11 protein-coding genes are annotated in these 25,645 nt (G+C 51.1%); 10 read left to right on the forward strand and 1 reads right to left on the reverse strand.

What is annotated here, in order from left to right; all coding sequences use genetic code 11:
* Window positions 1-11 precede the first annotated feature (11 nt).
* The 10 genes from Q3C19_RS09375 (at window position 12) to Q3C19_RS09420 (ending at window position 21,742) form a co-directional block, all read left to right on the forward strand.
* Entirely contained in the window at window positions 12-1,133 is a 1,122-nt protein-coding gene (locus tag Q3C19_RS09375; protein WP_302728884.1) for a glycoside hydrolase family 88 protein, read from the forward strand.
* 669 nt (window positions 1,134-1,802) lie between these two features.
* Entirely contained in the window at window positions 1,803-3,734 is a 1,932-nt protein-coding gene (locus Q3C19_RS09380; protein ID WP_302728886.1) for a family 43 glycosylhydrolase, read from the forward strand.
* A gap of 39 nt (window positions 3,735-3,773) precedes the next feature.
* Window positions 3,774-5,717 carry a glycoside hydrolase family 97 protein gene (locus tag Q3C19_RS09385; RefSeq protein WP_302728888.1) on the forward strand — a complete coding sequence of 648 codons (1,944 nt, stop codon included), beginning with the start codon at window positions 3,774-3,776 and terminating at the stop codon, window positions 5,715-5,717.
* A 29-nt stretch (window positions 5,718-5,746) separates the two neighbouring features.
* Window positions 5,747-8,263, forward strand: coding sequence for an alpha-L-arabinofuranosidase C-terminal domain-containing protein (locus Q3C19_RS09390; RefSeq protein ID WP_302728890.1), 2,517 nt, complete (start codon window positions 5,747-5,749; stop codon window positions 8,261-8,263).
* A gap of 192 nt (window positions 8,264-8,455) precedes the next feature.
* Window positions 8,456-10,390, forward strand: a complete 1,935-nt coding sequence (locus tag Q3C19_RS09395) for an alpha-L-arabinofuranosidase C-terminal domain-containing protein (RefSeq protein ID WP_302728892.1) — start codon at window positions 8,456-8,458, stop codon at window positions 10,388-10,390.
* Window positions 10,391-10,503: 113 nt separating this feature from the next.
* On the forward strand, window positions 10,504-13,602 hold the full coding sequence (locus Q3C19_RS09400; protein WP_302728894.1) for a glycoside hydrolase family 2 TIM barrel-domain containing protein: 3,099 nt from the start codon (window positions 10,504-10,506) through the stop codon (window positions 13,600-13,602).
* Window positions 13,603-13,752: 150 nt separating this feature from the next.
* Window positions 13,753-15,996: a S9 family peptidase gene (locus Q3C19_RS09405; RefSeq protein ID WP_302728896.1), complete on the forward strand. Its 2,244-nt coding sequence runs from the start codon at window positions 13,753-13,755 to the stop codon at window positions 15,994-15,996.
* 117 nt (window positions 15,997-16,113) lie between these two features.
* The gene (locus tag Q3C19_RS09410) at window positions 16,114-17,253 is read left to right on the forward strand and encodes a glycoside hydrolase family 43 protein (protein ID WP_071150836.1); all 1,140 of its coding nucleotides are present in this window, start codon (window positions 16,114-16,116) and stop codon (window positions 17,251-17,253) included.
* Window positions 17,254-17,781: 528 nt separating this feature from the next.
* Complete coding sequence (locus Q3C19_RS09415) at window positions 17,782-20,586, forward strand: TonB-dependent receptor (RefSeq protein ID WP_071150498.1); 2,805 nt, start codon at window positions 17,782-17,784, stop codon at window positions 20,584-20,586.
* A gap of 223 nt (window positions 20,587-20,809) precedes the next feature.
* Window positions 20,810-21,742, forward strand: a complete 933-nt coding sequence (locus Q3C19_RS09420; RefSeq protein WP_302728900.1) for a metallophosphoesterase — start codon at window positions 20,810-20,812, stop codon at window positions 21,740-21,742.
* A gap of 419 nt (window positions 21,743-22,161) precedes the next feature.
* Here Q3C19_RS09420 and Q3C19_RS09425 read toward each other — a convergent pair whose 3' ends face one another.
* Window positions 22,162-25,473 (reverse strand): beta-galactosidase, encoded by a 3,312-nt coding sequence (locus Q3C19_RS09425; RefSeq protein WP_302728902.1) that lies wholly within the window; start codon window positions 25,471-25,473, stop codon window positions 22,162-22,164.
* Between the last annotated feature and the right edge of the window lie 172 nt (window positions 25,474-25,645).

Below are 25,645 nucleotides of genomic sequence, written 5' to 3' on the forward strand. Positions count from 1 at the left end.
ATACAGACATTATGAAGAAAATTATTTTTGCATTGCTGGCCCTGACTTTCTGCCTGGGAGGAACACCGTGCTTGGCACAGTGCCCGAAAGCGAAGAACGTGGTCAAGATAATCGACAAAGTGAACCGTCACTGGCAGGAGACGCATCCGAAGCACGGACGTGCTTTCTGGGACAACGCAGCCTATCACACCGGCAACATGGAAGCCTTTTTTCTGACCGGTAACCGTGATTACTACAACTATTCCGAAGCTTGGGCCAAACACAACGAGTGGAAGGGAGCCAAGAGCGACGACAAATCGAAGTGGAAATACAGCTACGGCGAGAGCGACGAGTATGTCCTCTTCGGCGACTATCAGATCTGTTTCCAGACTTACGTCGACCTGTACAACGTGGAACCGGCCGATTACAAAGTAGCCCGTGCCCGCGAGGTGATGGAATATCAGATGAGTACCGACAAGAATGACTACTGGTGGTGGGCCGACGGTTTGTACATGGTGATGCCCGTGATGACCAAAATGTATAAGCTGACCAACAATCCGCTTTATCTGGAAAAACTGCACGAATACTGGGAATACGCCAACAGCATCATGTACGATGCCGAAGAAGGCCTGTACTATCGCGACGGCAAGTACGTCTATCCCAAACACAAGAGTCTGAACGGAAAGAAAGACTTTTGGGCACGTGGCGACGGCTGGGTGCTTGCCGCACTGGCCAAGGTGCTGAAGGACCTGCCCGAAACCGACCGCTACCGTCAGGAGTATATCGACCGTTTCCAGACCATGGCCAAGGCCGTGGCTGCCTGCCAGCAACCCAAGGGCTACTGGACGCGCAGTATGCTCGACCCTGAACATGCACCGGGCCCCGAAACCAGCGGAACGGCATTCTTCACTTACGGCTTGCTGTGGGGTATGAACAACGGCTTACTGGACAAGGCTACCTACGAACCCGTAGTGATGAAAGCCTGGAAATACTTGTCTACCGTGGCTTTGCAGCCCGATGGCAGTGTGGGTTATGTGCAGCCCATTGGCGAAAAGGCCATACCAGGCCAGGTAGTCGATGCCAAGTCTACCTCCAACTTCGGAGTCGGAGCATTCCTGCTGGCCGCTTGCGAGATGGTGCGCTATCTGATGTAAATATTGTTTGTAGCCGTGAGGCTGTACCGATAACGATTTCTCAAATTTTTCTTTATTCTTGGGTGTTCGCAGCCGCTTTTTTCGAAGGTGGTCTGCGGACTCATTTTTATTCGGAAAACAGTTCTTTTATGGATTTACTATTCTTTTGGTAATCAGTGTTTTGTGAATATGTGGATTACCCGCTTGTTCTACACTTGTGTTGCTCGTGAGCCGTGCAAGTGTGGCTCGCGAGCCGTACAAGTGTTGCTCACGAGCCACACAAGTGTTGTTCGCGAACCACGCAAGTGTCTGTCTCGGGCATTGCATTCGTGTGTTTCGAAATGGGCTTTTGCGCGGTGGACAAAGAGCTTTTCCTCTTTTTGATGGTGTCAAAATAAAGTGATTCGTCGTGGATTGTGTGTCAGGATGAAATGCTGTGGCGGAAGGGTGACGTCTCTTGTCGATTTTGGTAGAAAGTCAGGGCGAGGACAATGGACATGCCAGAAGAAAAAAAAACTGCTATTTGACTCGTCTGACAGGTTTGTGCATGGGTTGCGACAGAATTTTATGCCAAATGAACCATTTCTGCCCCCATTTTGATTGATTTGTAGTTGCATATGTCTGTCTGATTGTGTATTTTTGACACCAAATAAAAATGTAAAAAATCCACTTAACAAAAGCGTCGTAACCATGAGAAGCACTTTTAAATCCATTGCAGTAGCAATCAGCCTGATTTTCTCAGTAGTTTTGTCTGCTTTTTCCCAGCAGAAAGAAGTTCAGGAAAAAGATTATGCAGCTTATTTATTCACTTATTTCACCGGCAATCACATCAGTGAAGAGGCCGTATGCTATGCCGTCAGCATGGACGGATATTCTTACTGGGCACTCAACGGTGGCAAGCCGGTGCTCGATTCCAAAGTTATCAGTTCGACGGGCGGCGTGCGCGATCCTCACATCCTTCGTGGCGAGGACGGCAAAACGTTCTATATGGTACTGACCGATATGGTATCGGCCAACGGCTGGGACTCCAACCGCGCCATGGTGCTGCTTAAGTCCAACGATTTGGTCAACTGGACTCACACCGTCATCAACATGCAGAAAAAGTACGAAGGTCAGGAATCGCTGAAGCGCGTATGGGCGCCGCAGACCATCTTCGATCCGGAAGCCGGAAAATACATGGTCTACTGGTCCATGCAGTATGCAGGCGGTCCGGACATCATCTATTATGCCTATGCCAACGACGATTTCACCGACTTGGAAGGCGAACCCAAAGTCCTCTTCTTGCCCGAGAACCGCAAGTCGTGCATCGATGGCGACATTGTGTATAAGGATGGCGTGTTCCACCTGTTCTACAAGACCGAGGGACACGGCAACGGCATTAAAGTGGCCACTACCCGTTCGCTGACTTCCGGACAGTGGACCGAAGAGCCTGACTACAAGCAGCAGACTACCGATGCCGTCGAAGGCGCAGGAACCTTCAAACTGATAGGGCAGGACAAGTACATCCTGATGTACGACGTCTATATGAAAGGCCGTTACCAGTTCACCGAAACGACCGACCTGAAAAACTTCAAGGTGATAGATAACGACGTGAAGATGAACTTCCATCCGCGTCATGGTACCATCATCCCCATCACTCGCGACGAACTGTTGCGCATCACCGAGAAGTGGGGCAAACCTGCCGAGTTGGGACAGCTTCCCAACAACCCCGTGTTGCCAGGCTTCCATGCCGATCCCGAAATCGTTTACTCGCATCAGACGAAGAAATACTACATCTACTCCACCACCGACGGACAGCCGGGTTGGGGAGGCTGGTACTTCACAGCCTATTCGTCGGATGATCTCAAACACTGGACGTACGAGGGCGTCATTCTCGATTTGAAATCTGAACAGGTTCCCTGGGCCAACGGTAACGCCTGGGCACCCTGCATCGAAGAAAAACTGGTGAAGGGTAAGTATAAGTACTACTTCTATTACAGCGGTAATCCCAAGAACGGTCAGGGCAAGCAGATCGGCGTAGCCGTGGCCGACTCGCCCACAGGCCCGTTTGTCGATCTGGGTCATCCCATCATCACCGAATCGCCCGTGGGTGGTGGCCAGCAGATTGATGTGGACGTGTTTACCGACCCCGTTTCGGGTAAGACCTACCTGTATTGGGGCAACGGCTACATGGCCGGAGCCGAACTGAACAAAGACATGGTATCCATCAAGAAGAAAACCCTCACCGTGATGACCCCCAAAGGTGGTACGTTGCAGGACTATGCCTATCGCGAAGCTCCTTACGTGTTCTATCGCAACGGACTGTATTATTTCATGTGGTCGGTTGACGATACGGGTTCGCCCAACTATCATGTGGCTTACGGCACATCCAAGTCGCCCTTGGGTCCCATCGAAGTCGCAGCGCAGCCCGTTGTGCTGAAGCAGAATCCCGAACAGCAGATTTACGGTACCGCCCATAATTCCGTACTGCAAATTCCCGGTACTGATGAGTGGATGATCGTTTATCATCGTATTAATAAATGGTATCTCAAAGATGCCCCGGGCGTACACCGTGAAGTGTGCATCGATCGTCTGCAGTTCAACGACGACGGTACCATTCAACCGGTAGTGCCCACTTTTTAAACATTATCCAAATCACAAACAAACATAATATTTTATACCATGAAACTAAAACTGATACCGGCTCTTTTCCTGTGTATGGCAACTTTGCCGGTAGTTGCACAAGATGCGACGGTAGCCGGCCCCGACGGTAAGTTGCAGCTTGCTGTCAATTGTTCGGGAGACAAAGGTGCTTCGTATTCCGTAACCTACAACGGCAAAGTGATGCTGCTCGACTCTCCTTTGGGGCTGAAAACCAATATGGGCGATTTTGCCGGACAACTGAAACTGACCGGACATTCAACAACGGCCATCGACACCGTTTATCAGCAGTCGCGCATCAAGGCTTCAAACATTCATTATCAGGCCAATCAGTTGGTCTGTTCATTCGAGACAGCTGAAGGAAAGAAGATGTCGGTCACTTTCCGCGTCAGCAACAACGATGTCGCTTTCCGCTATACGCTTCCCCGACAGAACGGTACGGGCAGTGTGCGCGTCATGTCCGAAGCCACCGGATTCCGCTTCCCCGAACAGACCACAACATTCCTCTGTCCGCAGAGTGATGCCATGATTGGCTGGAAACGTACCAAGCCCAGTTACGAAGAAGAGTATAAAGCCGATGCACCGATGGATGTACGCTCGCAGTATGGGCACGGTTATACATTTCCCTGTCTGTTCCGTGTGGGCGAAGACGGCTGGGTATTACTCAGCGAGACGGGTGTGGACAGCCGTTATTGCGGTTCCCGTCTGGGCGACTTCAAGGATGGCATGTATCAGATTGCTTTCCCTATGCCCGAGGAGAACAATGGCAACGGCACTGCCGAACCTGCTTTTTCCCTGCCCGGCAGCACTCCCTGGCGCACGATTACTGTGGGCGAAAGTCTGAAACCGATTGTCGAGACTACCGTTCCTTGGGATGTGGTGGAGCCGCGCTACGCCACGAAGCACGATTATCGCATGGGGCGTGGAACCTGGAGCTGGATTCTGTGGCAGGATGGCAGCATCAATTACGACGATCAGGTCCGCTACATCGACCTGGCTGCAGCAATGGGCTACGAATACGTGCTGATAGATAACTGGTGGGATACCTATATCGGTCGCGAACGAATGGAAGACCTGATCAAATATGCTCATAGCAAAAAAGTTGATGTATTCCTGTGGTACAGCTCCAGTGGTTATTGGAACGATATCGAACAAGGACCTATCAATCGAATGGACAACGCCATTCTTCGCAAACAGGAGATGCGCTGGATGCAGAGCCAGGGAGTGAAAGGTATCAAGGTAGACTTCTGGGGCGGTGACAAACAGGAAACGATACGCCTGTACGAAGACTTGCTGAGCGATGCCGACGACCACGGACTGATGGTTATCTTCCACGGCTGCACCTTGCCCCGCGGATGGGAGCGTATGTATCCCAACTATGTGGGTAGCGAAGCTGTGTTGGCTTCCGAAAACCTGATATTCAGCCAACATTTCTGCGACAACGAGGCGTTTAATGCCTGCCTGCATCCGTTTATCCGCAATACGGTAGGTTGCATGGAGTTTGGCGGTACGTTCCTCAACAAACGTCTGAATCGTGGTAACGACGGTGGCACTACCCGTCGCACGACCGATGTCTTCCAACTGGCGACTGCCGTGCTGTTCCAGAACCCGATCCAGAACTTTGCATTGGCTCCCAACAATCTGACAGATGCTCCACAGTTGTGCATTAACTTCATGAAGCAGGTGCCTACTACGTGGGATGAAGTCCGCTTCATCGATGGTTATCCGGGCAAGTACGTTGTGTTGGCACGCCGTCATGGTGATGCGTGGTACGTGGCTGGTATCAATGCCACACAAGAACCGCTGAAGCTGAAGTTATCGTTGCCGATGTTCGAAGGCCGCAAAACAGTTTCTTTCTACACGGACGACAAACAACTGGCACCGGTGCAGAAAGAACTGAAACTGAAGAAAGGTTCCGTGGCCGAAGTAACCATCGCGCCGCAAGGAGGAATCATTTGCATGTAATAATCTGATAAACTGATACCATTTGAAAAATGAAGAAGATTTTATTTTCATGTCTTCTGGCTATGGGAAGCGTTTCCCTGCATGCCGGAATCACAGGAGTAGCCAATGTGCCCGACTCGGTATACCTCTTTTCGTATGCTGATGCCAACGGTCAAAGTGGCTTGAAATTTGCCTGGAGTGGCGACCGTCAGTACTGGACACCGGTGGCTGGAGGTTATAATTATGTAAGGTCGGACTTCGGCCCGTGGGGTAGTGGAAAGAAGATGTTCCGTCCCCGTCTGGTGCAGGGTAAAGCCGATGGAAAATGGCACTGCACGTGGGAGGCCACCCAAAGCGGTCAGGTAGTGGCACATGCCGCTTCGTCTGACTTGTTGAAGTGGGAGCGTCAGAGTTATTTTGTGCCTGCCGAACGCGCCCAGCATGTTCCGGCCGAGACATTTCCTGTTGCCGAGGCAAAGGCTACAATCGGCGGACGGGAAGAAAGCGGCTACGTGCAACGCGTGCCCTATGCTTTGATCGAAGAAATGCAACGCTATGCCGACCACAAGAACTTCCGTGGCATGCTTTACGACGAACGCACCGAGCAGGATGCTGTCCGTTTTGCCGGACTGAAGCCCGTTGAGGCCACCATTACCGTACAGACCGATCAGAAGAAAGCCATCAGCGAGCATCTCATCGGTATCTTCTTTGAAGACATCAACTACGGAGCCGATGGCGGACTGTATGCCGAACTGGTGCAGAACCGTGACTTTGAATACTCGGAGAAAGATAAAGCCCATCAGCGCTGGGATCACAGCTATGCCTGGACAGTGCAGGGAGGCGATGCGGCTGCCAGCCTGGCCATTGCAACCGATGATCCCATCCATGCGAACAATGCCCACTATGCCGTGCTCGACGTGAAGCAGGCGGGTGCTTCTTTGCAGAACAGCGGTTACGACGGCATTGCCCTGAAGCAGGGCGAGAAGTACGACCTCTCTCTCTTTGCCCGTGTGGCACAGGGCAGTAAAGGCGGCAAGCTTGTGGTACGCCTGCTAGACGAGAAGGGCAATGAAGCAGCACGGACAACTGTAAACGTTTCGTCGAAAGACTGGAAGCAGCTGAAAGCCGTACTGAAAGTAACGGCTGACGTGCGTGCCGGTGTGCTGTCGCTCGAACCTCAATCGGCAGGTACTTATCATCTGGACATGGTTTCCTTGTTCCCGCAAAACACATTCAAAGGGCGGAAGAACGGTCTGCGTGCCGATTTGGCGCAAACATTGGCCGACCTGAAGCCGCGTTTTGTCCGCTTCCCTGGCGGATGTGTGTCACACGGCGACGGTGTAGACAACATCTACGACTGGAAAGGCTCCATCGGTCCGCTGGAAGCCCGCAAGCCTTTGCGCAATCTGTGGGGCTATCATCAGACGCGCGGACTGGGCTACTTCGAATACTTCCAGTTCTGCGAAGACATTGGCGCAGAGCCGGTACCGGTGTTGGCCGCAGGTGTGCCTTGCCAGAATTCGGGTACATGCAGCCATCATTCGAAAGGCGAACTGGGATGCAGCGGACAGCAGGGCGGCGTTCCGATGGAGGAAATGGATGCCTACGTGCAGGACGTACTCGACCTGATAGAATATGCCAACGGCGATGCCAAGAAGACGGAGTGGGGACGGAAGCGTGCCGAAGCCGGACATCCGAAACCCTTCGGACTGAAATACATCGGGATTGGAAACGAAGACCTGATTACCGACGTGTTCGAGGAACGCTTCACCATGATATACAATGCCGTGCGTGCCAAGTACCCCGACATTACTGTCATTGGTACGGTAGGCCCCTTCTACGAAGGTACCGACTATGATGAAGGCTGGAAGCTGGCTTCCAAACTGGATATTCCGATGGTGGACGAACACTATTACGTGGCTCCGGGCTGGCTGATCCACAATCAGGACTATTACGACCGTTACGACCGCAGCAAGTCGAAGGTATATCTGGGCGAGTATGCAGCTCATTTGCCGGGACGACCCAACAACATCGAGACTGCATTGGCCGAAGCCCTCTACCTGACAGGCGTGGAACGCAACGCCGACGTGGTGACCATGACTTCGTATGCGCCTCTTCTGGCCAAAGAGGGACATACGCAATGGAATCCCGACCTGATTTACTTCAACAATACGGAAGTGAAGCCTACCGTGGGTTACTATACCCAACAGATGTACGGACAGAATGCCGGAGACGAATACATCACCTCGACTGTGCAGCTGAACAACTGGCAGGACGGTGTGAAGAAGCGTGTCGGCGTATCGGTGGTGAAGGACAATGCAACCGGCGACTACATCGTGAAGCTGGTTAACATGCTTCCCGTCGAAGTAAATTCGAAAGTGAAGCTGGATGGCGTGACGCTGACAGCTCCTACTGCCGTGAAGACCGTCCTGACGGGCGATCCGAAGGATAAGACGGCGCGTCCCGTGACTTCCGACTTCGAACTGACGGGCTGTGATTTTGCTTACAGCATGCCTGCCTATTCGTTCACGGTAATCAGAATCCACCAGAATCTGGAAAAGAAATAATAAAGATGTGTCCGCAACAGGCAAAAAGGGGGCATTTGTCCCCCTTTTGTAGGACACTTGCACGGCTCCCGAGCGACACTTGTGTGGCTCATGAGAGACACTTGTACGGCTCGCGAGCAACACTTGCACGGCTCACGCCCCTTGTGAAACGTGCTTTTACAGAATGAACAACCGAAACTTAATATAAAGAAAATGAAACGATTGACTGCATTATTAGCTTTGTCATTGGCTTTGGGCGTACAGGCTCAGCACACAATGACGGTGGATGTCGCCAAACCGACAGCCAAGATACAGCCTACCATGTACGGTGTCTTTTTCGAGGACATCAATTTCGGAGCCGACGGAGGCTTGTATGCCGAACTGGTGAAGAACCGTTCGTTCGAGTTCCCGCAACCGTTTGTTGGGTGGGTTTCCTTCGGACAAGTAACGATAGAAGACGAGAAACCTTGCTTCGACCGCAATCCGCACTACATCCGTATTGTCAACGACGGTCGCCTGCTGCGTGCTGGCATCGATAATGAAGGCTACCGTGGCATCGGCCTGAAGCAGGGCGAGGAATACCGCTTCTCGGTCTATGCCCGCACACCCGATGCTACGCCGGTGAAGTTGTCTGTCGAGCTGGTCAATTCCAATGCTGAAAACCCCGTAAAGAAGGAAATCGAAATCAAGGGACAGGAGTGGCAGAAGGTAACAGTCGTGCTGAAGTCTTCCTTTACCGATGCTCATTCGCGCCTGCGCATTGTGGCGCAGAGCAAAGGTACGGTCGATTTGGACCATATCTCCCTCTTCCCGGTTAATACTTGGAAGCAACGTGAAAACGGTTTGCGTGCCGATCTGGTACAGGCACTGTACGACCTGAATCCGGGTGTCTTCCGTTTCCCCGGTGGATGTATCATCGAGGGTAACAGTCTGGCTACGCGCTATCAGTGGAAGAACTCGGTCGGTCCGGTCGAAAACCGTCCGCTGAACGAGAACCGCTGGAACTATACATTCAAGCACAAAGCTTTCCCCGACTATTTCCAAAGCCTGGGTCTGGGCTTCTACGAATATTTCTTGCTGAGCGAGGATATCGGTGCCGAACCGCTTCCGGTAGTGAGCTGTGGCCTTTCGTGCCAGTACGAGAGCAACGAAATCGTTCCCCTCGACCAGCTTGATCCCTACGTGCAGGATGCGCTCGACCTGATAGAGTTTGCCAACGGCGATGTGAATACCACCTGGGGTAAGGTACGTGCCGACATGGGCCACCCTGCTCCCTTCAACCTGAAAATGATTGCCGTCGGCAACGAGCAGTGGGGCGAAGTTTATCCCGAACGGCTCGAAGTCTTTACGAAAGCCATCCGTGCCAAGTATCCCGACATTAAGGTTGTTGGTTCTTCTGGCCCCAGTGCAGGTGGCGAACAGTTCGACTATCTGTGGCCCGAAATGAAACGTATCGGTGTCGATCTGGTGGATGAACACTACTACATGGCTCCCGACTGGTTCCTGGCCAACGCAGCCCGTTACGACAGTTACGACCGTAAGGGTCCGAAAGTGTTTGCCGGCGAATATGCCGCACACGATCATGCCAGCGGCAAGGCTAACAATCTGTATGCCGCACTTTCCGAAGCAGCCTTCATGACCGGACTGGAACGCAATGCCGACGTGGTTCATCTGGCCACTTACGCTCCGTTGTTTGCACACGTGGATGCCTGGCAGTGGAATCCGGACCTTATCTGGTTCGACAACCTGCGTATGATGCGCACCCCCAACTACTACGTGCAGCAGATGTACGGCATGAATACCGGAACCGATGTGCTGAAGTTGCAGATGGACGGCAAGCCCGTCACCGGACAGGACAGCCTTTACGCGACAGCGGCTTGGGACGAACCGACAGGCGAAATTATCGTCAAGTTGGTGAATGTGGCAAGTCATCCTGCCGAGGTGAAGATAGACTTTACCGGTTTGAAGAAGCGTCAGCTCGTTTCAGGTACCTGCACTTATCTGCACGACGGCGACTTGAAGACGGTCAATACACTGGAACAGGAAACACTTGTTCCGCGCGTTCGTCCGGTACAAGTGAAAGGTCAGACGCTCGAATTGCAGCTTCCGGAACACTTTTTTGGGGTCTATCGTTTGCAATTGAATTAAATTGCCCCTATTTTGAAACATATTTTTCCTGTTTGTAACAGCATTTCCCTTATCTTTGTAGCGGCGTGGAAAGAAAAACACTCCATGCTGCTACAAACATAAAAAATTATATCATGAAGAAACAACTCATTACAGGACTGTTTGCCGCCTTGGCCGTGAGCGGCAGTGCACAGTCTTTCAAGGAATGGCAGGATCCGCAGGTGAATGCAGTGAACCGTGCTCCGATGCACGCTAACTATTTTGCTTACGAGTCGGCCGACGCGGCAGCTAAGGAAAACATGAAGCAGTCTTCCAACTATATGACCATGAATGGGCTGTGGAAGTTCTTCTGGGTGAAAGATGCCGATGCTCGTCCTACAGACTTCTGGAAAGTCGGTTTTAACGACAAAGGCTGGGATGACATGCGAGTGCCTGCCATGTGGGAACTGAACGGTTATGGCGACCCCATTTACGTCAATGTAGGCTATGCTTGGCGCAATCAGTACAAAAACAATCCTCCCGAAGTTCCTACTGCTAATAATCACGTAGGTTCGTATCGTCGCGAATTTGTCATTCCCGCTTCGTGGAAAGGCAAGGACATCATTGCACACTTCGGTTCCGTTACTTCCAACATGTATTTGTGGGTAAACGGTAAGTACGTAGGCTATAGCGAAGACAGCAAGCTGGAAGCCGAATTCGACCTGACTTCTTATCTGAAGCCCGGCCAGAAAAACCTGATTGCTTTCCAGGTATTCCGCTGGTGCGACGGTACTTATCTTGAAGATCAGGACTTCTTCCGTTATAGCGGTGTAGGTCGCGACTGTTATTTCTACGCTCGCGACAAGAAACGTATTCAGGACATCCGTGTCACTCCCGACCTCGATGCTGAATACAAGAACGGTTCTCTGTCTGTTAAGCTTGACCTGAAGGGTAGCGGAACAGTCAATCTGGAACTGCTCGATGCAGCAGGTAAGCAAGTGGCTACAGCAACAGCCAAAGGTAGCTCGACCACAGTGCTCAATGTTGAGAACCCCAATAAGTGGAGTGCCGAGACACCTTATTTATATACATTGCGTGCCACACTTCAGGGCAGCAACGAAGTAATTCCCGTAAAAGTAGGTTTCCGTAAGATCGAACAGAAGAACGGACAGATTCTGGTCAACGGTCAGGCAGTGCTGTTCAAGGGAGCCAACCGTCATGAAATGGATCCTGACGGCGGATATGTCGTATCGCCCGAGCGTATGTTGCAGGACATCCAGATGATGAAGAAATTCAATATCAATGCTGTACGTACGTGTCACTATCCCGATGCCAATCTGTGGTACGATCTGTGCGACAAGTACGGTATCTACGTAGTAGCCGAGGCCAATGTCGAATCTCACGGTATGGGATATGGCGAATCTACACTGGCACGTCGTGATGACTATGCAAAAGCTCACATGGAACGTAACCAACGCAACGTGCAACGTGGTTTCAATCACCCCAGTATCATCTTCTGGTCACTTGGTAACGAAGCAGGCTTCGGACCGAACTTCGAAGCTGCCTATCGCTGGATCAAGTCGGAAGATACCAGCCGTCCCGTACAGTACGAGCAGGCACATGGTAATGAATTTACCGATGTTTACTGTCCGATGTATGCCGACTACAGACATATGGAAGAATACGCTAAGCGCAACGATCTGACGAAGCCGTTGATACAGTGTGAATATGCGCACGCTATGGGTAACTCGCAAGGCGGATTCAAGGAATATTGGGACCTCATCCGCAAGTATCCTCACTTGCAGGGTGGTTTCATTTGGGACTTTGTCGATCAGTCTGTACGTTGGAAAGGCAAAGATGGCGTATCCATCTATGCTTACGGAGGCGACTTCAACCGTTTCGATGCTTCCGACAACAACTTCTGCGACAACGGACTTATCAGCCCCGACCGTGTGCCCAATCCGCACATGTATGAAGTAGGTTACTACTATCAGAACATCTGGACCACACCGGCCAACCTTGCACAGGGCGAAATCAATGTCTACAACGAAAACTTCTTCCGCGACCTTTCTGCCTACTACATGGAGTGGGTTGTATTGGCCAACGGAAAAGCCGTTCGCAGCGGACGTGTCGAGAACCTGAACGTTGCACCTCACCAGACTACCAAGATAAAGCTTGACCTGGGTAAGGTTTGCGAGTGCAAAGAGTGGCTCTTGAACGTGACTTATCGCCTGAAACAAAAAGAAGGTGTATTGCCTGCCGGATATGCTGTAGCTAAAGACCAGCTCGTGTTGAATGCTTACAAGGCTCCTGCGCTTGAACTGAAAAATGTAGAAACCGTCAATGTAGAAACCGTTGTTCCCCAAGTTCAGGAAAACGATTGGAATTATCTGATTGTAAACGGTGAAGACTTCCGCATGGAATTCAATAAACACAGCGGTTACTTGAGCCGCTACCGTGTAGCAGGTTTGGAACTGATGAACGAGGGCGCTGCACTTACTCCTAACTTCTGGCGTGCTCCGACCGATAATGATATGGGTGCAGGTTTGCAGCATAAATATGCTGTATGGAAGAACCCGGAACTGAAGCTGACTTCTTTCAAATGGGAAAGCAAGGACGGACAGATCGTGGTATATGCCGACTATGATATGAAGCAAGTATCTGCTAAGTTGAACCTGACTTATGTCATCAACAACAAGGGAGCTGTTAAAGTTACTCAGAAGATGACAGTAGATCCGCAGGCAAAAGTATCTCCGATGTTCCGTTTCGGAATGCAGATGCAGATGCCGAAGTCGTTCGAGACAGTTGAATACTATGGTCGTGGTCCGATTGAGAACTACAGCGACCGTAACCATAGCACCGATCTGGGCATTTACCGCCAGTCGGTAGACGAACAGTTCTATTCTTACATTCGTCCGCAGGAGAACGGAACAAAGACTGATATCCGTTGGTGGAAGCAGTTGAATGCAGCCAACCGTGGTTTGCAGATTGTAGCCGACGCACCTTTCTCGGCTTCTGCACTGCATTATACCATCGAATCGCTTGACGATGGTTGGGGTAAAGACCAGCGTCACTCTCCCGAAGTGGAAGAAGCTGACCTGACCAACCTCTGTATCGATAAAGCACAGATGGGCTTGGGCTGTGTAAACAGCTGGGGAGCATGGCCATTGCCGCAGTATCAGGTTCCTTATGCAGACTATGAGTTCTCGTTTGTACTGACTCCGGTGTGCAACAGTGTGAAAATGGATTATTAATAGCAGACTCTGATACAGAATAAGATCGTATCACCTGTTAACGTATAGTTTGAGGCACAGATCATACGGCATTTCACAGAATGGTTGATTGATACTTCTGTGGCATTCCGTAACATCCGTGCCTCTTTTTTATGTATAACGTATCTTTCTATGAAGTTATTTCGATTAAGTTTATGGTTGCTCGGGGTGATGTGCTGTTGCGGCACAGCTCTGGCACAGGGTACGGCTGAGGACTATCGCCGTGCCTATTCGTTGAGGGAGAAATATAGTGCTAACAAAGTGTATTACTCCAACGTGGTTCCCAGCTGGATAGACGGGACTCACAGTTTCTGGTATGTGCGTCGTACGCCTGAAGGACGTATATATGTTCTGGTAAATGCCGATAAGAGCTCGCGGAAAGAATTATTCGACCACAAACGGCTGGCCGAAGCTCTTTCTGCTTCTTCCGGGCAGAAAGTCGAATCGACTGCTCTTTCGCTGGAACGGCTTTCGGTAAGCAGTGGACTGGATACGCTCCGGTTTGCTTTTGCCGGACACAAGTGGATGTATGCTGTGCGGAAGAATCGTCTGACGGACCAAGGGGCTGTGCCTGCGCCGGGCAAACAGCGTCACTGGATGGAGGTAGACGATGAGAAAACGGCTGCTCCGGTAGTATCGCCGGATGGTAAGTATACTGCTTTCATCAAGAACCATAATATATATGTAAAAGAACAGGCCACCGGAAAGGAACGTCAGCTTAGTATAGACGGAACGCTGGGCAATTATTATTCAGCCTACATTCGTTGGTCGCCCGACAGCAAGAAGGTGGCTGCCTGCAAGATACGGCCTGTGGAGAAACGCTACGTATACTACGTGGAATCGTCACCCAAGGACCAGTTACAACCCCGTTTGCATAAGCAGGAGTATGCCAAACCCGGCGACGAACTGCCTTTCAAGGTGCCTTGCATTTACGAAGTGGAAACCGGGAAGGCCATACAGCCTTCGACCGAACTGTTCGATCGCCAGTACGACTTGTGGGGACCACAGTGGGACAGCGACAGCCGGGCAGTGACTTTTGAGTATAATCAGCGTGGACATCAGGTGTATCGCGTGTTGGAGCTTTCGGCCGAAACAGGAAAAGTGCGTCCACTGATTGAGGAAACCAGTGAGAAGTACGTGAATTATCCCTTGCGCTACCGTTACGACTTGCAGGATGGCAAACACATTATTTGGGCAAGCGAGCGGGACAACTGGAATCACCTGTACATGTACGACCGTACAACGGGAAAAGTTGTCAACCAGATAACGAAAGGCGAATGGTATGTTCGCCAGGTAGTGCGGGTGGACGAGGCAAACCGTCAGATTTATTTTTCGGCCAACGGTGTACAGCCCGACGAAGATCCCTATCTGATACGCTATTATCGCATTGGTTTCGATGGTACAGGACTGACTTGCCTGACACCCGACGAGGGAATGCATCAGGCCTGGTTCTCGGACGATATGCGCTACCTGGTTGATGTGTATTCGATGGTAGATAAAGCGCCGGTGGCTGTGTTGCGCAGTGCAACCGACGGTCGTGTAGTGATGCCGCTCGAACAGGCCGACATCAGCCGTCTTGTTGCTGAGGGCTGGAAGGCTCCAGAAGTGTTTACGGCAAAGGGACGTGACGGAAAGACCGACATGTGGGGCATTATCATCCGACCTACGAACTTCGACCCCAATAAGAAATATCCGGTACTGGAATACATCTATCAGGGACCGGGCAGCCAGTATGTGCCCAAGACATTTACTCCCTACAACTGGTACATGACCTCGATTGCCGAATTGGGCTTCATTGTGGTGATGGTGGACGGTATGGGTACTTCGTTCCGTTCACGCAGCTTCGAAAACGTCTGCTACAAGAATCTGAAGGATGCCGGACTGCCCGATCACATAGCTTGGATAAAGGCTGCTGCCACAAAGTATCCTTATATGGACATCGATCGCGTGGGCATCTATGGCTGTTCGGCCGGTGGACAGGAGTCGATGACGGCTGTACTGTTCCATCCGGAGTTCTATAAAGCCGCTTACTCGGCCTGTGGCTGCCACGATAACCGCATGGATAAAATCTGGTGGAACGAACTGTGGCTGGGCTATCCTGTAGGCGAACAGTATCGGGAAGGCTCAAACGTTGAGAATGCCCACCTGTTGACCCGTCCGCTGATGCTAGTAGTGGGCGAGATGGACGACAACGTAGATCCGGCTTCGACCATGCAGGTGGTGAATGCGCTGATCAAGGCGAACAAAGACTTTGAACTGGTTGTCATTCCCGGAGCACGACATACGATGGGCGAGGATTTCGGCGAGCACAAACGTTACGATTTCTTTGTAAGGAACCTGCTCAAGGTAAATCCGCCTGCGTGGGACGAACTTTGAAACATTTCTTCGTATTTATGACACAATCCTATACCTCGAAATAAGGCATTTACAGCTAACTTTGTCCATGGTTATTGAAAAACATAAAGAAACTGAATGACAAAGACTGAAGTGCTTATGAAGAAGTATCTGTTATCCGTATGGATGTTGCTGGCCTGCCTGCTGGGCAGCTGCGCTCACACAAAAAACGGCAAAGCCGACGCAGCAGGCGGCACCATTGTGCCTGCCGGAGTTTGGAACGATGTGGACGGAACCTATATTAACGCTCATGGCGGCGGGGTTCTCTATTACGAGGGAAAATATTATTGGTTTGGCGAACACCGGCCGGACGAAGGATTCTCGACCAAAGTGGGCGTGAACTGCTATTCGTCCGATGATTTGTGTCACTGGAAGTACGAAGGCGTAGCTCTTGCTGTTTCCGACAAGGCAGGCGACGACATCGAGGTGGGTTGCATCATGGAGCGTCCCAAGGTGATATACAATGCGCGTACGAAGAAGTTTGTCATGTGGTTCCACCTTGAACTGAAAGGAAAAGGTTACGAGGCTGCCCGTGCCGCACTGGCTGTCAGCGATACGCCTGCGGGACCATATCGCTACGTCGGTTCCGGCCGTGTGAATCCCGGCATCTATCCGGAAAACATGACAGACGAAGAACGTGCGACGGAATGGAACATGGACGAATATAAAGAATGGTGGACACCCCGCTGGCGCGAGGCCGTGAACAAAGGACTGTTTGTGAAGCGCGACCTGGCTGGCGGACAAATGTCGCGCGACATGACTCTTTTTGTCGATGACGACGGAAAGGCGTATCACATCTATTCGTCCGAGGAGAACCTGACTTTGCAGATAGCCGAATTGACAGACGACTACCAAGGACATACGGGTCGGTATATCCGTATCTTCCCCGGCGGACACAACGAGGCGCCTGCCATCTTCAAGCACGATGGCCTGTATTGGATGATTACTTCGGGCTGTACGGGTTGGGATCCGAACGAGGCGCGTATGTTTTCGGCCACTTCCATCTGGGGACCGTGGACGCAGCATCCCAGTCCGATGGTGGGTCCGGATGCAGAGAAAACCTTCGGCGGACAGAGTACTTTCGTGTTGCCGGTAGGCGAAGGACAGTATATTTTCATGGCCGATGTATGGAAACCGAAGAGTCTGATGTATTCTGCTTACATCTGGTTGCCGATTCGCTTCAACGAGGCCGGAATGCCTGTAATTGAGTGGAAAGATCGTTGGAATTTGCAATTTTGAATGATTTTTGCCATAATCTGACCGATTTATGCTACTTTCGAATGAATAGTATATGTATATTTGCATAGTCTAAAGACATTAATACTGTATAGTTAAGATTGTATTTCATATAGGAATTAGTGATAAGGAAAAAGACTGTTAGTTTTAAGTAATCGTTTTTAATAGGTATTTTTAACTAAGGCAGGGCTGTCTCTCCCGCGAGGGGTTGAGACGGCCTTTTTTTATGCCCTTTTTTCTCCCTTTGTTCGACACAAGTGTTGCTCGCGAGCCGTGCAAGTGTTGCTCGCGAGCCGTGCAAGTGTCTCTCACGAGCCGTACAAGTGTCTCTCGCGAGCCATACAAGTGCCTCTCACAAGCCCCTTCTGACAGGGTTTTTGAGGGGGGAAGGGAGTAGTGCCGGCCCTTCTTCTTTTCCAGTGCATGTAACATGTTTGTCACAATTTTGTTACCCATTCTTCAATGTTTCGCAAGATACACGTAACGCTACCCCCGTACTTTTGCGGCAAAATATTAACAGCGAAAACAAGTATGAAACAGATTGTAAAAGCGTGCTTATTTTTATTTATGTTTATGGGCGTCAGCAACGTGAGTTGGGCTGACGGAAAAGCAAATGAAACGAAACAAGGGACCATTCGCGGCCGTATCGTCGATGCGTCCAAACAAATTCTTCCGGGTGCTTCTGTCTATATTGAGAAACTGCACACAGGTGTGACGAGCGACGTCAACGGATTCTACACATTCTCCAACCTTGACCCGGGAACTTATACTGTCAAGGTGACCTACGTAGGCTATTCGCCGGTAGAACTGAACATCACCATTCCCGAAGGCAAGACTTTAGACCGGGACGTAGTGCTGCAGGAAGGAGTCGAACTGCAGGAAGTTGTCGTAGGTGGTGCCTTCCACGGACAACGCCGTGCCATGAGTTCGCAGAAGAACAGTTTGGGTATCACCAACGTCGTATCGGCCGACCAGGTGGGCAAGTTTCCCGACTCGAACATCGGCGACGCGCTGAAGCGCATCAGCGGCATCAACGTTCAGTACGACCAGGGCGAGGCCCGCTTCGGACAGGTACGCGGAACGAGTGCCGACCTCAGCTCGGTCACTATCAACGGCAACCGCATCCCCTCGGCGGAGGGCGACACGCGCAACGTCCAGCTCGACCTGATACCTTCGGACATGATTCAGACCATCGAAGTGAACAAGGTAGTGACTCCCGATATGGATGCCGACGCCATCGGCGGCAGCATCAACCTCGTCACCAAGAACTCGCCCTACAAACGCACCATTGCCGCTACGGCCGGAACCGGCTACAACTGGGTGAGCGGTAAGGCTGCCTTAAATCTGGGCTTTACTTATGGCGACCGTTTCTTCAACGACAAGCTTGGACTGATGCTTTCTGCTTCTTATCAGAACAATCCTGCCGGCAGCGACGACGTGGAGATGGCTTACAAGCGGAACGACAACGGCGATGTGGTCATCGACGAATACGAAATACGTCAGTACTACGTCACCCGCGAACGCCAGAGTTATTCGCTGGCTTTGGACTGGGAAATTAATGCCAACCACAAGATAGACTTCAAGGGAATCTTCAACAACCGTAACGACTGGGAGAACCGCTACCGCGTCACCTACAAGTGGGACGACGACACACCCAACGAATACGAAGTCATCTATCAGACCAAGGGTGGTACGCCCGACAACCGCAATGCCCGTCTGGAGCAACAGCGCACCATGGACTTCACCCTCGGTGGTGAACACCTCTTCGGTCGGCTGAAGATGGACTGGAAAGCCTCTTATGCACAGGCCGGTGAAAAACGTCCCAACGAACGATACATTGGCTTCAACCGCGAAGGCGTAGCCATGAATACCGACTGGAGCGACATCCGCCGTCCGTACATGTCGGCTGTGAATGCCGACGATCTGATTATGAACGCCGACGATTACGGGTTGGACGAACTGACCGAAAGCTTCGAAGACATCAAGGAGAAAGACCTGAAGTTCAGCCTGAACTTCGAGTTGCCGATGGCCAAAGGAAAGTATGCCAACAAGCTGAAGTTTGGAGCAAAAGTCGTTGACAAGGACAAGAAGAAAGACATCACTTTCTTCGACTACGAACCCGTAGGCGACTACGAAAGCACATTCATGACCGAAGCACTGGCCAACCTGAAGAACCAGAATCGCGACGGATACATGGCCGGCGACCGCTATAAAGTGGGCGATGCCTTTACCAAGGAATACTTGGGCAGCCTGCCTTTCGGTGACAGCAGCAAGTTCGAAGGCGAAGAAAACCTGGAAGAAGAAGGCGGAAACTTCAAGGCGCACGAAACCGTCAGTGCCGGATACATCCGCTTCGACCAGCAGCTGGGCAAACGCTGGAACCTGATGGCCGGTGTACGTCTGGAAAATACACACTTGAGATACAGCGGATGGGTCTATACCGAAAAGGATAAAGACCAGGGCATCAAGGAAAGCCTCGACCCCACGGGCGACTACACCGACAGCTACATCAACGTCCTGCCCTCCATCCTGCTGAAGTACGACGTCAACGACGACCTTAAGCTGCGTGCCTCGTTCACCAACACCATTGCACGTCCCAAATACTCCAACCTGATTCCGAACGTAGTGGTGAAGAGCAGTGACAACGAACTGGAGATGGGTAACCCCAATCTGACTCCGACCCTGTCCTACAACTTCGACCTCAGTGCCGAGTACTACTTCAAAAGTGTAGGTCTGGTCAGCGCAGGTCTGTTCTACAAGAAGATCAACGACTTCATCGTCGATCAGCGCATCACCAACTACACTTACAACAATCATACGTATGACGTTCTGACCCAACCCCGCAACGCCGGCGATGCTGACGTACTGGGCATCGAACTGGCTTATCAGCGCGACTTCGGCTTCATAGCTCCCGCACTGAAGTGCATCGGATTCTACGGCAACTACACCTATACCTACAGTAAGGTGAAGAACTTCAACTTCGAAGGCCGTGAGAACGAAGACCTCCGCATGCCCGGTTCGCCCGAGCACACGGCCAACGCTTCGCTCTACTTCGACAAGGCAGGATTCAACATCCGTCTGAGCTATAACTTTGCTAGCGACTTCATCGACGAAGTAGGCGAGGAAGCCTTCTACGACCGCTACTACGACAAGGTGAACTACCTGGACGTGAACGCCAGCTACACCTTTGGCAAGAAACTGAAGACTACCTTCTATGCCGAAGCTACCAATCTGCTGAACCAGCCCTTGCGCTACTATCAGGGAACTTCCGACCGCTCCATGCAGGCCGAATACTATGGAGTACGTGTCAATGCCGGTTTCAAAATCAATTTCTGATTCAGATAAGATTGAAAGATGACTCTATATCGCTCATTTGTTAAATAATTGCAGTTCAAGAAAGAGGGGGGAGGTGTCTGTGCTTTGACACGATTCCCTTTCTTTCTCGTTAAGCTGATATTATCCAGAATTCTTCCCAAAAATGGAATTATTTTTGCACTAACAAAAAGCGATAAAAAATGTGTTTAACCAGAATTATAAACTTTAAAGCAAAATGATGAAAATGAAGAAACTATTTCTGCTGTTTACTCTTGCCCTGTTGGGCCAGTGGGCCATTGCCCAAAACAAGATAGACTATTCGGTTTACGACGATAAGTTCAACATCTATGTAGCCAACGACCTGGGCCGTAACGGCTACTACGACCAGAAACCCATTGCCGAACTGATGGGCGAGATGGCCGAAGAAGTGGGACCTGAATTTGTGATTGCTGCCGGTGACGTACACCACTTCGAAGGCGTACGTTCGGTGAACGACCCTTTGTGGATGACCAATTACGAACTTATCTACAGCCATCCCGAACTGATGATCGACTGGTTCCCCATTTGTGGTAATCACGAATACCGCGGCAATACGCAGGCTGTGCTCGACTATGCTCGCGTAAGCCGTCGCTGGACGATGCCTGCCCGTTACTACACCAAGGCTTTCAACGAAGAAGGTACTACTGTGCGTATAGTATGGATAGATACTACTCCGCTCATCGACAAGTATCGTCAGGAGAACGACAAATATCCCGATGCCTGTCTGCAAAACGTTGACGACCAGTTGCAATGGCTGGACGGTGTTTTGGCTGCAGCCAAAGAAGACTGGGTGATTGTAGTCGGTCACCATCCGATCTATGCCGAGACGCCGAAAGACGAAATCGAACGTCAGAACATGCAGCAGCGTGTCGACCCCATTCTGCGCCGTCATCATGTAGATATGTATGTATGTGGTCACATCCACAACTTCCAGCATGTGCGTGTCAATGGCAGCGACATCGACTATGTGACCAACTCTAGCGGTTCGCTCAGCCGTAAGGTGAAGCCCATCGAAGGTACAGTATTCTGTAGCCCCGAACCGGGATTCTCCATCATCTCGGCCACGCCCAAGACGCTTGAACTGCGCATGATTGACAAGACGGGCAAAGTGCTGCATACCGTTACGCGCAACAAATGATGTAAGATTGACTTATCTCTTTCGTGTAATCTTTTTCTTTCAAAGGTGTACTTTCCTGTAATGGAGAGTGCACCTTTCCTGTTTTCATATATATAATGGTTTGCTGCGATGGAAGGAGGTAATAATAAAGTTTCTATATCTTTTTACTGCTTGAATGCTAGGAGGAATGTACAGGCACGCTGTCGCTTATCAGAAATAAACAGTCTGTTTATTCGCAATAAACTGATAGTTTGATCAGGTTAAAGCAATATGAAACAGAAAACAGAGCTAACAACGGATAAGATATGGGGAATTTTCAAGCGACGGCAGGATAAAGGAAAGGAATAAAAGAGAGTCCCGCAGAACTTCTGACGTAGCGGCAAGATGCTGCTGATCGGAGAAGTGTTCTGCGGGACTCGCTGTCTTTATTAGGGAAGTATTCAGTATTTGAATGTTTCTTTCTTCACGTAAACTTTGAAATCCTTAATGCCGCCCGGCACTTCGCTCTCCATGCGGGGCAAGTACTGGATGCCGCTTACGGTGTGGGTGGCGCCAAGGTCGATGACTACCGAGTGCGGGTAGGCTGTGCCCGGTGTCGTACTCCAGTAGGTAGATTCCTGCAGGTCGAACAGTTTGTCGGCCGAACGGTTGACGTGAGCTACGTCTTCGCTGTCGGCATACTTCACAATCCAGGGCTCACGCGACAGGCGTTCGCCATCCTTGTCGAGTACATACATTTCGGCAATGCAGGCCAGGTCTTTTCCGTCTTGCGAGCTGAGTGCTTCCAGACAGATGTAACGTCCGCTGACAGGCTGGTCGAATTTTACTTCCTGCCATCCGTTGCCGGGCTTGAAGCTGCCACTGAGTACGGGCTTCTCGGCCGTGAGGTCCAGATTCTGTCCTTCGGTGCGGTGAGTCAGCGGTTTGCTGACCTGCAACTGGTCGAGCAGCGGCTCGCGCAGACCTTCGCTCTTAGCCTCCTTCGGACCTACGATGTCGAATACCAGGATTTCGTTTTCGCCTTTCTTCAACCAGCATCCCGGTACGTAGAGAGTCTGTTGCGGACCGATTTCCCAGATACGTCCCAATGCATATCCGTTCACGTAAACCAATCCTTTGCCCCATGTCTCGAAGTTCAGGAAAGTGTCGCTGGGCTTCTTCACGTTGAAGGTAGCGCGGTAGCAGCCTGGAATGCGTTGTCCCTGTTCGTCCTTCAGCGAGCGGATGGGTTCGAACTTCATGCCTTTGTAGAATTCGTACGTATCTTCGATGTTGAATACTTCCCAGTTCTTCAGGTCGCAGACGAAGGGATAACCGTTCATGTCGATGGTCAGTTCTACGTTCTTCGTGATGCCTTTGAAGTCCTTGATGGCACGTCCGAAGTTGATACGTCCCATGGCCTCTACCAGGATGTCGAGCTGTGCTCCCTTGCGGCAGGCGGGCAGGGTAATCTGCTTTTCGCCGTTGCGGCGGTCCAGCTTGCCGATGTACTTGCCGTCAATGAAGATTTGTGCATAGTCGTGCGCATCGTTTACGGTGAGCAGCGCTGGAGTTTTGGTCTCGGGCAATGTCGTGCGGTACAGAATGCTGCCGAAGCCCTGGTCGTACTCTTCCATCGTGCGGATGTTTTCGTCTTTCTTGGCAGTAGGCAGGTTGGCGAAAAGCGGTGCCATCTCAGTGAACTGGAAGGCAGGAATGCTGATGGGCTTGATGAGGGCAGGAACTTTGGCCTGTTTCTCACCGTCCATGTATTTCTCCAGTGTCTTGCGCAGTTCCCAGTATTTGGGGGTAGTCTGTCCTGATTCACTGATGGGGGCGTCATAGTCGTACGATGTCACGTCGGGAGCAAAGCCCGGAGAGTTGGCTCCGGCCCAATGTCCCCAGTTGGTACCTCCGTGGGTCATGTAAAGGCTAAACGAAATGCCTTTGGACAACATTTCATCAATTCCGGCAATCATGTCGGCAGCCGGTCGTGTCTCGTGGTTGGCTCCCCACTTGTCGAACCATCCGCTCCAGAACTCACTACACATCAGCGGACTGTTGGGGCGCAGTTTTTTCAGGCGGGCAAACTGCTGGTCGATGTTGGCACCCGTACCGAAGTTCATGGTCCAAATGAGATCGTGCAGTCCGTTCTTGGTGAAGTTGGAAGCCCAGTCGCATTGGAACAGGGTGACATTGCCGAAGTTCTTGCGTACGATGTCGCGTATCTGCGATACATATTGCTTGCTCTCTCCGTAAGAACCGTATTCGTTTTCGACTTGTACCATGATGATGGGGCCACCATTGGCGATGGTCAGGTCTTTCACTTCGTTGGCTACGGCTTCTTCGAAGATGGCTACACGTTCCAGGAAGTAAGGATCGGATTCGCGCAGGCGGATATCTTTCTTTTTAAGTAACCACCAAGGCAGTCCGCCCATTTCCCATTCGGCACAAACGTAGGGACCGGGACGCAGGATGACGTACATATCGTTCTGCTGGCACAGGCGGCAGAATTCGGCCAGGTCGTTCTGGCCTTCAAAGTTGAATACGCCCGGTTGCGATTCGTGCGCATTCCAGAATACGTACAGACAGATGGTATTCATGCCCAAAGCTTTGCACAGCTTGATGCGTTGATCCCAATAAGGTTTGGGGATACGAGGGTAGTGCAGTTCGGCTGCTTTCACGATGAACGGCTTTCCGTTCAGCAGGAAAGTTCCTTTTCCGGCTTCGAAGCGTGGTTGCTGGGCAAATGAGTCAAAATTCCATTGGTCGCGCCAAGGGATGGTGATTTTTCCGTTTTCGAACGAAATGGGTAACCATACGTATCGTGAGTTTTCCAGATCTTTCTTATTCCAGCGGTCGAAAATGGCGATGTAACAGTCCTTCTTGCCCATGACTTGTTGTACGTAGGTGCTTTGGGCGTAGAACGTCTTATCGGCATCGGGGCCGGTGCAGGGATTGCCGATTACTTTCCACGGTCCCATGATGGAGTCTGCTACAGCCAGTTCAGCCTGATTGGGATCCCATCCTGTACAGCCTGACGACAGCATATAGTACTTACCGTTGTGTTTGAATACTGCCGGTGCTTCGCGGCTCTGCCCTATGAAGTTGCGGGTAAAGCGTCCGCTGGGGCGCAGGTAGTCGTCGGTAAGTTCACTTATATATAAGGTAGCATTGTTCTCGGACGAATAGAACTGGTAGGCGCGTCCGTTGTCGTCGACAAATACGGTCTGGTCGCGACTCATGGCATTGTTGGGGCGGAAGCTGCCGAGATAGGTGAACGGACCAGTGGGCGAGTCGCTGACGGCTACTCCGGCACAAGCCTTGCTGTAGTCGGCACTTTCTACATGAGCCCACATGACGAACTTGCCGGTTCGTTGGTTGTAGATGACTTTCGGACGTTCCAGAACTTTGCTGGGATGCAGGTCGTGGCTGCTGTCGTCTTTTACGGCCGGTAGGACGATACCTTCGAACTTCCAGTTCATCAGGTCTTGCGAGGAATAACAACTTACGCCGGTCACGTCGGTGCGATAACATTCCCAAGTGGCCCATTTGGGCAAGATGGTTTTTCCTTTTTTGTACTCACCGTACCAGTAGTAGGTACCTTCATGGTAGAGGATTCCGCCTCCATGGGCGTTGATAGGGTTGCCTTCGGTGTCGTTCCATACTTCACCCGGTACAATGGCATTGTTCGTCGTTGCGGGTTGGGCTTTCAGCGAAGCCGAACAAACAATTCCGATAAACAGAGCCAAACTCCAAAATAACTTTTTCATCTTTGGTATTGTAGTATCAGATATTAATAAAATAAAGTTTCACTGCTACAAAGATAGCAGAAATAATGTGGAATGGGGGTAGACAAATCTGTCAAAGAATGACGGATTTTAGACCAAAATCCTCTTTATAACTAGTTTCTGGACGCTTTGGGAGGCTTTTATAAGCGGTGAA

It is taken from the genome of Bacteroides sp. ET489 (genome assembly GCF_030518095.1).
GTDB classification, from domain to species: domain Bacteria; phylum Bacteroidota; class Bacteroidia; order Bacteroidales; family Bacteroidaceae; genus Bacteroides; species Bacteroides ndongoniae.